The organism is Candidatus Phytoplasma prunorum, from assembly GCF_036924415.2.
Lineage (GTDB): Bacteria > Bacillota_I > Bacilli_A > Acholeplasmatales > Acholeplasmataceae > Phytoplasma > Phytoplasma prunorum.
In genome coordinates this window covers 1-14,063 of the sequence record NZ_JAZHCY020000011.1, presented here as the reverse complement: position 1 = coordinate 14,063, position 14,063 = coordinate 1, and the positions used below count along the sequence as shown (strand labels likewise).

The 14,063-nt window shown below is 19.6% G+C and carries 16 protein-coding genes; 4 read left to right on the top strand and 12 right to left on the bottom strand.

Annotated features, from left to right (window positions below; all coding sequences use genetic code 11):
• Positions 1-47: 47 nt before the first annotated feature.
• From cysS to rplM, 4 genes are all read right to left on the bottom strand, one after another.
• The gene (gene cysS, locus V9D86_RS02000; protein ID WP_334331127.1) at positions 48-1,364 is read right to left on the bottom strand and encodes a cysteine--tRNA ligase; all 1,317 of its coding nucleotides are present in this window, start codon (positions 1,362-1,364) and stop codon (positions 48-50) included.
• Between the two features lie 66 nt (positions 1,365-1,430).
• On the bottom strand, positions 1,431-2,765 hold the full coding sequence (gltX, locus tag V9D86_RS01995) for a glutamate--tRNA ligase (protein ID WP_334331126.1): 1,335 nt from the start codon (positions 2,763-2,765) through the stop codon (positions 1,431-1,433).
• A gap of 72 nt (positions 2,766-2,837) precedes the next feature.
• Complete coding sequence (gene rpsI, locus V9D86_RS01990; RefSeq protein WP_334331171.1) at positions 2,838-3,230, bottom strand: 30S ribosomal protein S9; 393 nt, start codon at positions 3,228-3,230, stop codon at positions 2,838-2,840.
• A gap of 7 nt (positions 3,231-3,237) precedes the next feature.
• Entirely contained in the window at positions 3,238-3,708 is a 471-nt protein-coding gene (gene rplM / locus V9D86_RS01985) for a 50S ribosomal protein L13 (RefSeq protein WP_437439144.1), read from the bottom strand.
• Between the two features lie 345 nt (positions 3,709-4,053).
• Here rplM and mscL point away from each other — a divergent pair, with 345 nt between their 5' ends.
• From mscL to smpB, 4 genes are all read left to right on the top strand, one after another.
• Positions 4,054-4,464 (top strand): large conductance mechanosensitive channel protein MscL, encoded by a 411-nt coding sequence (mscL, locus tag V9D86_RS01980; protein ID WP_334331125.1) that lies wholly within the window; start codon positions 4,054-4,056, stop codon positions 4,462-4,464.
• A gap of 123 nt (positions 4,465-4,587) precedes the next feature.
• Positions 4,588-5,238 (top strand): ABC transporter permease family protein, encoded by a 651-nt coding sequence (locus tag V9D86_RS01975; protein WP_334331124.1) that lies wholly within the window; start codon positions 4,588-4,590, stop codon positions 5,236-5,238.
• Between the two features lie 28 nt (positions 5,239-5,266).
• Entirely contained in the window at positions 5,267-5,797 is a 531-nt protein-coding gene (locus V9D86_RS01970; RefSeq protein ID WP_334331123.1) for an inorganic diphosphatase, read from the top strand.
• A 109-nt stretch (positions 5,798-5,906) separates the two neighbouring features.
• Complete coding sequence (smpB, locus tag V9D86_RS01965; RefSeq protein WP_334331122.1) at positions 5,907-6,362, top strand: SsrA-binding protein SmpB; 456 nt, start codon at positions 5,907-5,909, stop codon at positions 6,360-6,362.
• A 682-nt stretch (positions 6,363-7,044) separates the two neighbouring features.
• On the opposite strand, the gene V9D86_RS01960 is transcribed toward smpB, so the two are convergent.
• From V9D86_RS01960 to V9D86_RS01925, 8 genes are all read right to left on the bottom strand, one after another.
• Positions 7,045-7,548 (bottom strand): hypothetical protein, encoded by a 504-nt coding sequence (locus tag V9D86_RS01960; RefSeq protein WP_334331121.1) that lies wholly within the window; start codon positions 7,546-7,548, stop codon positions 7,045-7,047.
• A gap of 55 nt (positions 7,549-7,603) precedes the next feature.
• Positions 7,604-8,455 (bottom strand): tRNA pseudouridine(55) synthase TruB, encoded by an 852-nt coding sequence (truB, locus tag V9D86_RS01955; protein ID WP_334331120.1) that lies wholly within the window; start codon positions 8,453-8,455, stop codon positions 7,604-7,606.
• Positions 8,456-8,505: 50 nt separating this feature from the next.
• Positions 8,506-8,805: a thioredoxin family protein gene (locus tag V9D86_RS01950; RefSeq protein ID WP_334331119.1), complete on the bottom strand. Its 300-nt coding sequence runs from the start codon at positions 8,803-8,805 to the stop codon at positions 8,506-8,508.
• Between the two features lie 67 nt (positions 8,806-8,872).
• A complete protein-coding gene (locus tag V9D86_RS01945; RefSeq protein WP_334331118.1) occupies positions 8,873-10,183 on the bottom strand; it encodes a TldD/PmbA family protein in 1,311 nt (436 codons plus the stop codon).
• Positions 10,184-10,188: 5 nt separating this feature from the next.
• The gene (locus tag V9D86_RS01940; RefSeq protein WP_334331117.1) at positions 10,189-11,577 is read right to left on the bottom strand and encodes a TldD/PmbA family protein; all 1,389 of its coding nucleotides are present in this window, start codon (positions 11,575-11,577) and stop codon (positions 10,189-10,191) included.
• Between the two features lie 73 nt (positions 11,578-11,650).
• Positions 11,651-12,274 (bottom strand): lysophospholipid acyltransferase family protein, encoded by a 624-nt coding sequence (locus V9D86_RS01935; RefSeq protein ID WP_334331116.1) that lies wholly within the window; start codon positions 12,272-12,274, stop codon positions 11,651-11,653.
• Positions 12,275-12,489: 215 nt separating this feature from the next.
• A complete protein-coding gene (locus tag V9D86_RS01930; RefSeq protein WP_334331115.1) occupies positions 12,490-12,969 on the bottom strand; it encodes a dihydrofolate reductase in 480 nt (159 codons plus the stop codon).
• On the bottom strand, positions 12,966-13,835 hold the full coding sequence (locus V9D86_RS01925) for a thymidylate synthase (protein WP_334331114.1): 870 nt from the start codon (positions 13,833-13,835) through the stop codon (positions 12,966-12,968). The genes V9D86_RS01930 and V9D86_RS01925 overlap by 4 nt, the downstream gene beginning before the upstream one ends.
• Positions 13,836-14,063: the final 228 nt, after the last annotated feature.

Below are 14,063 nucleotides of genomic sequence, written 5' to 3'. Positions count from 1 at the left end.
TACTCCACATTGAAATATTTTTTTAAAATAAAATAATATATAAAAAACTAAATAAATCCTAAATCTATTAAAATTTTTCTATAATAATCAGATTTTTCAAAATTTCTACATTTCAATTCTTTTTGCCATAAATGATAAATTTTTATTATTTCTTTAGTAACTGGTTTTAAAACAATTTTAATTCCTAAAATATTTAAAATAAACATTAAAGTATTTTGAATTTGAGATACTTTTTTTAAATCAATATTTTGATTAAAAATTTTTAACCCTTTTTCAATTAAACTTACTACATTAGGCGTATTTAAATCATCATTCATATATTCATAAAATTTTTTCATCATTAATATATCTAACTGATTGGAAAAAATATTATTAATTTTTAAAATAAAATTATTTTTTTGTAATAAATTATTTATTTTTTCATATTTCAACGCAAATTGTTCCATTAAAAAATAATTAAAATCAATAGGTTGACGGTAATAATGAGAAATTATCAATAGTTTTATTGAATTATGATTAAATTTTTTTAATAAATCTTTTACCAATATTACATTTCCCAAAGATTTACTCATTTTAACTTCTTGATAATCAATACGACCTATATGGACAAAAAAATTACTTAGATTATTACCATCATAAGCAATAGATTGAGCTAATTCATTTTCGTGATGAGGAAATTTTAAATCATTACCGCCGCCATGAATATCCAAAGTAACATTAAAAATTTTTTTAATTATCACTACACATTCAGTATGCCAACCAGGCCTACCTTCAAACCAAGGACTTGGATATTTAATTCCAAATTTAGTTTTTTTCCACAAAATAAAATCTTGATGATTTTCTTTTTGTGAATCAAATTCTTTTCTATTATTTTTTTTTAAATCTTCGATAATTTTAGAACCTAATTTACCGTAATTAGATATTAAACCAATTCTAAAATAAACTCCTTGATCATTAATATAAGCATATCCTTTTAATATTAATTTTTCAATATAAGAAATAATTGAAGGAATAAAATCTGTAACTTGAGGTAAATAATCAATATTTTCCAATTCTAAATGTTTTAAAATACTTAAAAAAGAATTAATATATTTAGTTGAAATAAATTTTTCTGTTGTTTTTTTTTCTATAGCAGTTTTAATAATTTTATCATCAATATCAGTAATATTTACTGCATAATTTACTTGAAAATTTAAATTTTGTAAATATTTTTTTAACATATTAAAAAAAATTAAAGGTCTAGCATTACCAAGATGAATATTATCATAAACTGTCGGTCCACAAACATACATATTAATAACATTTGAATACAAAGGTTTTAAAATTTCTTTTTTACGCGTTAAAGTATTATAAATTTTTAACATTAAATTATTTTTTTCCTTTAAACGATATAATACAAAAAAATAATAATAAAAAAATTTTTATAAAAATTAACAAGAAATTTTTTTTATAACTTTGTCTAAATTAGATAACACTTTTTCGCGAGTTAATAATTCTAAAAAAAGAGATAAACAAGGACCTTGTGTTTCTAAAGTAGTAGCAATTCTTACAATCATGAAAAAATTTTTTTTCATATTATATAAAGTTAAAACTCTTTTAATAGCTTGTTCTATGTATAAAGATTTAAATTCTATTTGTTGAAAAATTTCTTTTAATTTTTTTAATAACAACAAACTCTGATTATTTCGTAAAAAAATTTCTGATTCTAATTTTAATTTTTTATCTTTTATAAAAAAAAATTGATATAAATAAAAAATTTCTTGAATATAATGAATTCTATTTTGAAATAAAATAGCTAATTTTTCTAAAAATAAAATATCAAAATTGGGATATTCTTTTTGAAAATATTTTTGTGATTTTTTTACTAAATCAACAATAGACATTTTCTTAATATATCGACTATTAATATAATTTAATTTAATATAATCAAAAACTGCTGGAGATTTTGTTATTTTTTTTTCATCAAACAAACTAATTATTTCATCATGAGATAAAATCTCTGTATTACTTTTAGGAGAAAATCCTAATAAAGACAAAAAATTAAATAACGCTTCAGGCAAATAACCTTTATTAGCATATTCTTCTAAAAATTGAACAGATAAATTGTCTCTTTTGCTCAACTTTTTTTTATTTTCATTTAAAATCAAAGTCATATGAGCAAATATTGGCACTTCCCAACCAAAAGAATGATAAATCATAATCTGTTTTGGAGTATTAGTAATATGTTCTTCACCACGAAAAATATGTGATATTTTCATTAAAAAATCATCAATAGCAACAGCAAAATTATAAGTAGGTAATCCGTTTTCTTTAATAATAATCCAATCTTCAATTTCTTTGCTTTGGAAAACTATATTACCACGAATTAAATCATTAAAAACATATTCAGTGTTTGTTGGTACTTTAAAACGAATAGAGTATTTTTGATTATCTTCTTTTTTGTATTCTTTATAAGCCATACCTTTATAAAATAATTTTTTAGCGTATTTTTGATAAATATCTAATCTTTCTGATTGTTTATAAGGACCAAACGAACCACCAATATCAGGACCTTCTTGCCATTTTATACCTAACCATTTTAAATTTTTTAACTGTGATTTTTCACTATCAGAAATATTTCTAGATAAATCAGTATCTTCAATTCTAATTATAAAATCACCATTATAACGTTTAGCAAATAAATAGTTAAATAAGGCTGTTCTAGCATTTCCTATATGTAAAAAACCAGTAGGACTAGGAGCATAACGAACTCTTATTTTTGTCATTTTATATTTTTTTCCCTTTTAAATATAAAAATTAATCAAATAAAAAAATATTTTTAAAAAAAATAAAATTAATTAACGTTTAGAAAATTGAGGAGCACGACGAGCTTTTTTTAAACCATATTTTTTACGTTCTTTTGAACGAGGATCTCTAGTAAGTAAACCTGCCTTTTTTAAAATAACTCTACATTCTGGCTCAACAATTAATAAAGACTTCGAAATACCTAAACGAATTGCTCCAGATTGTGATACTAAACCACCACCTTTAACATTAACTACAACATCATATTTTTCTAAATTATCAGTTAATTTTAAAGGATAAATAGTTTCTAAGCGCTTCGTAATAAAAGGTATATATTCTTCAAATTTTTTTTTATTAACAGTAATATTACCCATTCCTTTAGTTAAAATAACTCTAGCAACTGCTCTTTTACGTCTTCCTAAACCAAAATATTGATTTTTCATAATTTAATAATTATACCTCTAAACTTTCTGGTTTTTGTGCTTTTTGTTTATAATTTTCTTTAGCATAAACAAATAATTTTTTTCCTATTTTAGAACCTAATTTATTATGTGGCAACATACCTAAAATAGCTTTTTCTACAATTCTTGTAGGAAATTTTTTAATCATATCACCAGCAGTTACTTTAGTTAAACCCCCAGGGTAACCAGAATGTCTATAATAATATTTTTTTTTCCATTTATTACCTGTTAAAAAAATTTGATCAGCATTAATAACAATAACATAATCACCATTATCTATATGAGGAGTATAAAAAGGTTTATGCTTCCCTTTTAAAATAGAAGCTATTCTAGTTGATAATCTACCTAAAGTTTTATTTTTAGCATCAACTATAAACCATTTTTTTATAAATGTTTTGTCATTAGCCATAAATGTTTTACCATTTAATTTATGATTCATATCATTATTTTTTTCCATAATCATAATAAAAAAATACCTCCATCTATCTGTATTTTATTTAAAAAATTTTTAAATTTTATTTAATTTAATAATTATTTTATAATTAGTATTATTTTTTAAATTATATTAAATTATTATAAAAATGTCAATTAATATTAAAATAAATACTATATTATATTAATCAAAAATATTTTTTTTACTGATTAAAATTATTTAAAAAATTTATAATACAAAAACTAATTAATTTAATTATAATATAATTATATACAATTTATAAAAAATTTCATTAAAATTATTTCCCAATAAAAAATATTTTTTTATGTTAAAATTACAATATAAATAGACAGTTTAAAAAAGAGGAGGATAAATATGAATGTTAATAAAATTTTAAACAATAACTTTACACAAGGATTTAAAAAATTCATAAATAAAGGAAATGTTTTAAATTTATCAATTGCTTTTGTGATAAGTCAATTATTTTCTAAAATAGTAAATTCTTTATCTTCTGATATTATTATGCCTTTTATGAATATATTATTAAGTGATAAAAATGATTTTTCAGATTTACGTTTTCGTATAACCTCAAATAGTGATATATATATATATTATGGTAAATTTTTAAAAACAATTTTTGAATTTTTAATAATGTCTTTTTTTATTTACATAATTCTTATTATTATTTTTAGACAAAATTTAAATTCAGAAAAAGTTAATATGGAAAGTTTAACTAAAGAACAAATAATTTTAATAAAAGAAATTAAAGAAATTTTGAAAAAATAAATTAATAGAAACATATTAAATTTATATTTTTAATACTTTTAAAAAATATGTAAATTATAAAAAATAAAACTATTTAAATTTTTATATATATTTATAAAAATTAAAAAATAAAGGAATAAAAAAGTGACGGATTTCTTAGAACAATTAATAAAAAGATTAACAGAAACTTTAGAATTATCTTTTATATCTTGCTGTATAGGAGCTTTATTAGGCTTTTTATTGGGAATTTCTTTATATAAAACACGTAAAAATGATAAAACAATCAAAAAAATTTTTTATTCAACAATTAATAAAATCATTAATATATCTACACACTTACCTTTTATATTTTTTTCTCTTTTTACTGTTTTAATTTTTGAATTTTTTTTCCAAAATAATAAAAAAGGAGGATTTTTATGTGCTTGTTTTATTTTAACTACATACTTAACTTTAGTTTTTGCTAAAAAAATAGAAAAGATATTTATTAAAAATACAAAAAATTATACTTTTTGTTTAAAAAAAATAATAAAAAATAAAAACTTTATAAGTGAATTAATAATTCAAAAAACTTCTTTATTTATAACAGGAATTTGTTATTCAACAATCGCAGGTGGTTCTTTTGGAGGAAATAATTTCGACAACAAAAACAATGGAGGTTTAGGATTAGGAATTATAGCATATGAAAAATATAAAGAAGGGGAAACATTACATGTTTTAATTTGCTTTATTGTTATTGTTTTAACTATTCAAATAATATACTCAATAGGTAATTATTTATCAAAAAAATTAAAATAAATTAAATAAATTTATAAAAAGGAAAAAAATGAATTTAATAAAAAATTTCAATACTAAAAGAATTACTAAAAATAAATTTATAGCTGTAATTGAAATACCGCAAGGTAGTAAAAAAAAATATGAAATAGATAAAGAAACAGGAATGTTAATATTAGATCGTTTTTTAAATACTGCATTTCGTTATCCAGCTAATTATGGTTTTATACCTCTAACTCATTGTGAAGATAATGATCCTTTAGATGTATTAGTTTTAACTCAAGAACCTTTAGAACCGATGATTTTGGTAGAATGTTTCCCAATAGGAATTATAAAAATGATTGATCAAAACGAATTAGATGAAAAAATAATAGCTGTTCCAATTAAAGATCCGATTATGTCTAATTATAAAGATATTAATGAAATACCAAAAAACTTATTATCCGAAATTAAACATTTTTTCGAAAACTATAAAACATTAGAAAATAAAAAATGCTTAATAGAAAATATAAAAGGTAAAAGAGAAGCTATAGAAATTATTGATAAACATTTAAAAAATTACAAAAAAATAAATAATAATTAAAATAAATAAATATTCTATAGATAAATTAAAAGTATTTTAAAAAATATTAAAAATTTTATCAAATCAATGATTAAAAAATATAATTGTTAAATGAAAGTATTAATCAATTATGAAAAAAAATTTTAAAATAATTACTGTTAACAAAAAAGCAGAATATGATTATTTTTTAAAAAAAAAATATTATGCTGGCATTAAATTAATAGGTTGTGAGATTAAATCAATCAGATTAGGAAAAGTTAATATACAAAACACACATATTTTTATTAAAAATAATGAAATTTTTATAATTAATATGTTAATTGATAAATATAAATTAAGTTGTGATTTAGTTTTTCAAGAAAAAAGAGAAAAAAAACTTTTACTTAATAAAAAAGAAATTATACAAATCAAAAATAAAATGAAAACTCATTCTTTAACAACTATTCCAGTAAAACTTTACTTAGAAAGACATTTAGCAAAATTAGAAATTGCCTTAGCAAAGGGCAAAAAAAAATATGATAAAAGAAATGATTTAAAAGAAAAAACTATTAAATTAGATATTAAAAAAAATTATCCGTTAATTTAAATCAAACCCAAATTACAAAGTATTTTAAAATTATAATTATTTATTTAAAAAAATTTTTATAAACTTATATACAAATAATAATAAAATAATAATTAATAAAATTTATTAATACATTTCAAAAATAGTTTTTATAAATTTTTTAATAATATAACATTGTCATATAAACATTATTTAAAATAAAGATAAAATTATCAATAATAACAACAAAATACTATCTTAGTTGTTAAAGACATAATTATTTTAATAAAATAATAAATATAATATTTAACACAATAAAAAAATCTAATATACCTAAAATAAACCGCAGGAAAAAAATCCACAGCATTTATTTCATTCCTTTATATCTTTTTTATCTTCATGAGTAATTTTAAAATAATACTAATAATAAAAAAATAAAATGAATATAATAAAACTATAATATTTTATATACAAAAACAATAAAATTCTGTTAAAATTTTTAAAAAATATATAATATTGCAAATATAATAAAGGATTTTTAAAATCAACTTAATTATAAAAAAATAATTTAATTATATTTTTTTATTAAATATGTAAAAAAATAAAAATTATTTACAATCTAGATAATAAAAATATAAAATATTTATTAAAAAATAAACAATTTAACTTTATTTAAAATTTAGATTTAATTTTATTTTTTTTTATTTAGTGTTAAAAAATGATTTTAATTATTTATTTTATAATTTATATATAAATTGATTATTTTTTCTTTTTCTTTTATATTTTTTTTTAAATCATTAATTTCTTTTAATTGTTTTTTAGATAACTCTATAAGTTCATTTGAATTTATTTGAACAAAATCAAAATTTTTATCTAATTTTTTTATTATTTCATCTTTTAAATTTAAAATATAATTTAATTTCTTATTTTTTTTAAATAAATTTCTTATTTTTTTCTTATTTTTTTTAATTTTAAATTTTAACATTTGATTTTTATAATTAACAATATTTAAAATAAATTTTTTTTTACTTAATTCTTTTTTTTTATATTCTAATAATTCATTATTTAATTTCAAAATTTCATTATTTTTAGTTTCTTTTTTAAATTTTTTTAAATCATTATATATTTTTAATAATAATTGATTTTTAAAATTTAAATATAATAAAAATAAAAAAATAAAAGATATTAAAAATTTTTTATTTTTATTATATTTGATTTTATATTTCATAATTAAATGAACTTTCTATTTTTTTAATAATTAATTTTATCAAATTTATTTTTTATTAAAAAAAATATTTAGGAGCATATACATTTTGAAAAATTACTTCATAATAAGCAACCCATTTTTTTTTATTATTTTTAACAATAAAAGGTTTATTAGTTATAATTTGTCTTTGATCTAAATAAATTCCATTTTTAACTAAATTAATTAAATAATCATTTAAAATTAATTCATCATAATTCAAAAACAATGTTTCAACCATTATTAAATCTTTTAAACTAATTTGTTCTATAGTTTTAGCATCTTTTAATAAATAATTGCCAATTGATATTCTTTTTAATTTTTTTAAAGCTCCATAAGTATTCATTGCGGAAGCTATGTCAGAAGCTAAACTTCTAACATAAGTACCTTTAGAAACGTGAGTTAAAAAATCAACTTGATTATTATAAACTAACGAAGTTTTAAACAAACTATAAACGATAACTTCTCTTTTAGGAATTTCTATTATAATATTTTTTCTAGCCAAATTATACATTTTTTGACCTTCAATTTTTATAGATGAATACATAGGTGGCTTTTGTAAATATTTCTTTTTATGGAATTTATCAAAAGATCTTTGAATTTGTTCATCAGAAATAACATTATTATTACAAGCAATCATTTTACCAGAAATATCTAATGTATCATATTTTTGATTAAAAATAAAAGTACCCTTGTATTTTTTATCTAAATTTTCAAATAAAAAAGCTAATTTTGTTGCTTTATTAACAAAAATAATTAAAAGACCTTCTGCTGAAGGATCTAAAGTACCAGAATGACCAACTTTTAAAAAATTAAATTTTTTTTTTATTTGTTTAACAACATCATGAGATGTAACAAATTTTTTTTTATAAACTAAAAAAAATCCTTCCATTTATTGATTCCTTTTTGAAAAAATTTTATAACTAAATATAAAAATACTTTTTAAGTTAAAAACTTTATCAATTCATTTTGTGAACAATAACCAATTTGTCTTTTAATCTCTTTACCTTTTTTATACAAAATCAAAGTAGGAAAACTCATAACTTTATTTTCTAAAAATAAAGAACGATAATTATCGACGTTAACTGTACAAAAAAAAATATCTTTCTTAATTTGAGAAACTTGTTCTAAAATTGGCATTAAATTTCTACAAGGACCGCACCATTCAGCAAAAAAATCTACTAAAACTAATTCTTTTTGATTAATTAAATTTTGATAATTTATTCCATTATAACTATACATATTATCACTTTCTTAAATTTATTTTTTAATTAAAAATAATATTTTATTTAAAATTTTAATTATATTATCATTCATCTCCACCAATAGTTAAATCACCAACATAAACACTAGCACTACCAAACCCAGATAATTGTAATTTAAAATCATTACCAATATCTTTTAAATTTTTTAAAATATCAAAAAAATTACCTGAAATAACAATCATTTTAATTGGAGTAGTAATTTTTCCTTGTTGAATTTTAAAACCACTAGCTTGTAAACTAAAATCACCACTTATAATTTCTACACCAGTATGTAATCCTACTAAATCAGTAATATAAACTCCATTTTCAATACAACAAATAATTTCTTTTAAAGTTTTTTCACCTTTTTCTAAATAAAAATTAGTCATAGAAATTCCATTACCAAAACCATTACCTGTTGGTTCTTTATTAAATATTTTAGCAGTTTTTAAATTATTAACAAATAATTTAAAAACCCCTTTTTGAACAATCATTTTTTTATAACAAGCAACACCTTCATCATCAAATTTTTCTTTAAAATAAGTAAAATCAGATAGTGGATCATCAATAATATTAACTTTAGGAGAAGCAATAGATTCGTTAAATTTATCTTTTAATTTAGTTAAATTTCTATAAGCATTTTCAGCACTAAATATTCCACTAAAACTTTCTAAAAGTTCCGCAAACATTTCATTAGAAAAAACAGTTGGATAAAAATTAGATTTCAAAGATTTTCCACAAAGTTTTTTCTCACCGTAATTAATAATTTTTTTAGCTTGTTTTTCAACATCAAATTCAAGAAAATTTTTAACTAATTGAACTTTTCCATAACTTTGAATATCTTTATTTTTTGTAAAAACAGCTGATGTATAAATATAAGCAAAGCTATTATTACTTTTCAAATTAACTCCTTTAGAATTAATTAATATTTTTTGATGAAATACTTCTTGATAGCTATTTTTTTCAATTTTTTTATAAAAAAAACTTTTAGAAATAGTTTTTTCTAATTTTTTTAATAAATTAATTTTTAATTCTAAATCAACTTTAGAAAAATCAAAATTATTTTCTATAATATTTGGATATTTTTTAGAACCTTCAAAAATAATAGCTGGTTCTTGGGTATCTGTAATAGATGTATTATTTTTTAAAACATCTAGCATTTTTTCAAAATGATCATCATTTAAATTTTCAAAATAAACTCGAGATATTTTATTTTTATAAATTCCTTTTAAAGAAACAGAAATTATTTTACTTTCAGTATAAGTATTAATTTTTGAATTTTCTAAAGAAATATTTAGTTTTTTATTTTTATTAACAAATATTTCTAAATCAGAAAATCCTTTAGATATCCCTTTTTCAATCCATTTTTGATACATTTTTATTAACAATTTTCCCTTTCTGTGCCACCAACAATTATTTCTTTAACTCTAATAGTTGGTTGTCCTACATCTACCGGAACATAACCTGACCCAGCGCCACAAGAACCTTGTGATAATTTTAAATCATTTGCAACTCGATCAATTTTATTTAAAATTTCATGTCCGTATCCGATTAACATGGCCCCTTTAACAGGAAAAGTTAATTTACCATTTTCAATTAAATATCCTTCTTTAACTACAAAATTAAACTCTCCGGTTAAAGGAACAACTGTTCCTCCTCCTAAACTTTTAGCATACAAACCATATTTTGTATCCTTAATAATTTGTTGAGGAGTATCTTTGCCTGCATCAATATAAGTAGAATTCATTCTTGAAGTAGGAGAAAATTTATATGATTCTCTTCGTGAAGAACCAGTAGATTCAATGTTCATTTCTCTACCATTACGTAAATCAACTAAATAATTTTTTAAAATACCATCTTTAATTAATAAATTTTTTTGAGTTTTTTTTCCTTCATCATCAAAATTTAAACTACCCCAGGAATTTTTAATATTGCCATCATCATAAGCTGTTACTAATTCAGAAGCAATTTTTTGATTAATCTTTCCGACAAAAGGAGAAAAACCCTTTGCAACCGATGATGCTTCTAAAGGATGACCGCAAGCTTCATGAAAAATTACACCACCAAAACCATTATTAATTACAACAGACATTTTTTGTGGTTTTATCTCTTTAGCATCTAGTAAAATAATTGCTGTTTTTGATACATTTTTAGCCATTTTAACTAAATCAAACATTTCAAAAAATTCTAAACCAACAGATTTTGCTGCTATTTCATAACTCTCTTTCATTTGATTATCTTTTTTAGCAACAGAAATTAAACCACAACTAATATAATTCCTAGTATCATTTTGATAAACTCCTTTTGTATTAGCTATTAAAACTTTTTGTTCCTTTTCCGACAAATTTACGCGAGTTTGAATAATTTTAATATCATAATCTTTCATAATTTTCGATAAATTAAGCATTTTTTTTGATTTTTCTAATTTAGTCATGTTTGAATATGGTATTTTAATATTATCAATTAATTTTTCTGAATAAGACAAAGGAATTACTTTATGCGGTGAACCAAAAAAATTTAATTTCAAATTTTTAACTAAATTTAAAATATTATAAAAACTAATATCATTTGTATAGCCATAAACTTCGTTAATTCCTTGCAATAATCTAATACCTACACCAAAAATATTTTTACTACTACAATTAATAACTTCTTGACCTATAATTTCTAAATTATTAATATTTGTGTCTTCGAAAAAAAGTTCAGCAAAATCAGCGCCTGTATCTAAAGATTGATTTAAAATAACTTGAATTTCTTTTTTATTTAACATTTAACAATTTTTATCCCTTTCGAAAAATATAATATTTTAAAAAATTTAACTTACATAAATAATTTAAAAAATATTAAAAAATTGAATTAATTATTTTTTGTGTTTTTTCTGATATTTGTTTTGTATTTTGAAATTGATAATCTTGAAACTTAATAGATTTGTGACAATGAACTTCAACAATTTTTCTTTTAAACCAAAAAAATTTTTTAATATTTCTAGAACCTTTAATACTCAAAGGCAAAATAGTAGCCTCACTTTTAAAAGCAACTTTGAAAGCACCAGGCAAAAAATCTACAGCTTTTTCATTTTTAATATCTTTTATACCTCCTTCAGGAAAAATAACAATAGCTAATCCTTTTTTTATATTTTCAATACCTTTAATTAAATTTTTAGCTGTTTGACGATTATTTTTTCTAAATATTTGAATACAATCAAAAGAATTAAAACAATAACTTATTAATGAATATTTATATAAAGTATCTTTCGGAGTAAAAGCTAAACATCTCGGTATAACACTTAAAATAATAAAAGCATCAAACCATGATTTATGATTAGCATAAATAATTAAATTTTCTTTTAAAGGTATTACATCATAATTTTTAAAAACTATTTTAACTCTTAATATTTTTAATAAAAAAATAGATATACTTCTAATAACTATATACTTAAAACTATGATTTACTCTTAAATTTTTCATAATTAAAATAAAAATCAAACAAAGTAAAAAAATAAAAATTAAAGATATCAAAAAAGATAATATAGGAAATAAAGAACAAACAAATAAATAAAATAAATAATTCTTACAATAAAAATGTAAAATTAAAAATATCCAGTTAATAAAAAAAATAAATAAAAAAATTAAGTTAAACATTTTATTTTAATAACCTTTTTCTTTAAAATAAAAAAAACATCTTAAATAAAACTCGTATTATGATACTCAACAAAGATTAATTCTGGATAAATTTTTTTTGATATAATCTTATATTCATTTAAATTAACAAAAGGAAAAAATGAATCTCCTTTAAATCTTTTTAAAATATGAGTAACATAAAGTATATTTACATAAGGTAAAGTTTGTTTATAAATTTGACTTCCACCAATTACAATTATTTTATCTTTAATATTGTTTAAAAAATTAAATAAATCATTTATAACAATTGCATCAGATAATTGTAATAAAAGATCAAAACTCGCAACATAAGTGTTTTTAAATAAAAAATTTTTATTTTTATAATATTTTTTTAAAGATTTATAAGTCAAATAACCCATTAAAACATTTTTATTATTAGTCATTTTGTTAAAAAATTTTAAATCCTGTGGATAATGCCAAGGAAGCATATTACAATCACCAATTAAAAAATTAGGATCTAAAGCAGTAATTAAACTAATCATACAGCAACAACACCTTGTAAAATACCATGAGATTCATATTTTTCTAAATTAAAATCATTAAATTTGAACTGGTTAATATCAATTATTTGAGGATTTAAACGCATAATTGGTAATTTTTTAGGAATTCTTTTTATTTGTTTTTGAATTTGTTCTATATGGTTATTATAAATATGAGCATCACCTATAGTATGAATAAATTCAAAAGGTTTTAAACCTGTACATTGGGCAATAATAGTTAATAATAAAGAATAAGAAGCAATGTTAAATGGTATCCCTAAAAAAACATCACCACTTCTTTGATAAAGTTGCATAGAAATTTTATTTTGTTCAACATAACACTGTATCATAACGTGACAAGGAGGCAACAACATATCTTTAGTTAAGGTAGGATCCCAAGCAGTCAAAATTAAACGTCTTGAATAAGGATTTTTTTTAATTTCCGAAATTAAATCATTTAATTGATCAATTCCTTGAAAATTTCTCCATTGTTGACCATAAATAGGACCTAAGTCTCCGTGAATTTTAGCAAAATTTTCATCTATTTTAATCTTATCAATAAATTCTTGTAATGTTAAATCTTGAAAGAATTTTGAATTACGATATTTTTGATAAGGCCATTCATTCCAGATATTAACATTATTTTTAACTAAATAACGAATATTAGTATCGCCTTTAATAAACCATAATAATTCATGTATAATAGCTTTAAAATTCATTTTTTTAGTAGTCAATAAAGGAAACAATCCTTTTTCTAAATTAAAACGCATTTGGTAACCAAAAATACTTCTAGTACCTATTTTTGTACGATCTAATTTTTTTTTTCCATAATTTAAAATATAACGACATAAATTTAAATAAGTTTGCATAATAATTTAAATTCCTTACTATCAATGTAATAAAATTTTAATTTTTAGTTAAAAAATTATTAATAAATAAAAACAAATTAATATATTAAATTCAAAAAATTAATTAAATAAAAATAAACCAAATTTATAAAATAGTTTTAAAAAATAATGAGTTTATTTTTATTTAATTAATAATGGCGGAGGAAAAGGGATTCGAACCCTTGCATCTTTTTAAAGACCTATATACTT

Coding starts and splice junctions, on each gene's coding strand:
- cysS (WP_334331127.1), bottom strand. CDS start 1,364: ATGTTAAAAATTTATAATACTTTAACGCGTAAAAAAGAAATTTTAAAA.
- gltX (WP_334331126.1), bottom strand. CDS start 2,765: ATGACAAAAATAAGAGTTCGTTATGCTCCTAGTCCTACTGGTTTTTTA.
- rplM (WP_437439144.1), bottom strand. CDS start 3,708: ATGATTATGGAAAAAAATAATGATATGAATCATAAATTAAATGGTAAA.
- mscL (WP_334331125.1), top strand. CDS start 4,054: ATGAATGTTAATAAAATTTTAAACAATAACTTTACACAAGGATTTAAA.
- V9D86_RS01970 (WP_334331123.1), top strand. CDS start 5,267: ATGAATTTAATAAAAAATTTCAATACTAAAAGAATTACTAAAAATAAA.
- smpB (WP_334331122.1), top strand. CDS start 5,907: ATGAAAAAAAATTTTAAAATAATTACTGTTAACAAAAAAGCAGAATAT.
- V9D86_RS01960 (WP_334331121.1), bottom strand. CDS start 7,548: ATGAAATATAAAATCAAATATAATAAAAATAAAAAATTTTTAATATCT.
- truB (WP_334331120.1), bottom strand. CDS start 8,455: ATGGAAGGATTTTTTTTAGTTTATAAAAAAAAATTTGTTACATCTCAT.
- V9D86_RS01950 (WP_334331119.1), bottom strand. CDS start 8,805: ATGTATAGTTATAATGGAATAAATTATCAAAATTTAATTAATCAAAAA.
- V9D86_RS01945 (WP_334331118.1), bottom strand. CDS start 10,183: ATGTATCAAAAATGGATTGAAAAAGGGATATCTAAAGGATTTTCTGAT.
- V9D86_RS01940 (WP_334331117.1), bottom strand. CDS start 11,577: ATGTTAAATAAAAAAGAAATTCAAGTTATTTTAAATCAATCTTTAGAT.
- V9D86_RS01935 (WP_334331116.1), bottom strand. CDS start 12,274: ATGAAAAATTTAAGAGTAAATCATAGTTTTAAGTATATAGTTATTAGA.
- V9D86_RS01930 (WP_334331115.1), bottom strand. CDS start 12,969: ATGATTAGTTTAATTACTGCTTTAGATCCTAATTTTTTAATTGGTGAT.
- V9D86_RS01925 (WP_334331114.1), bottom strand. CDS start 13,835: ATGCAAACTTATTTAAATTTATGTCGTTATATTTTAAATTATGGAAAA.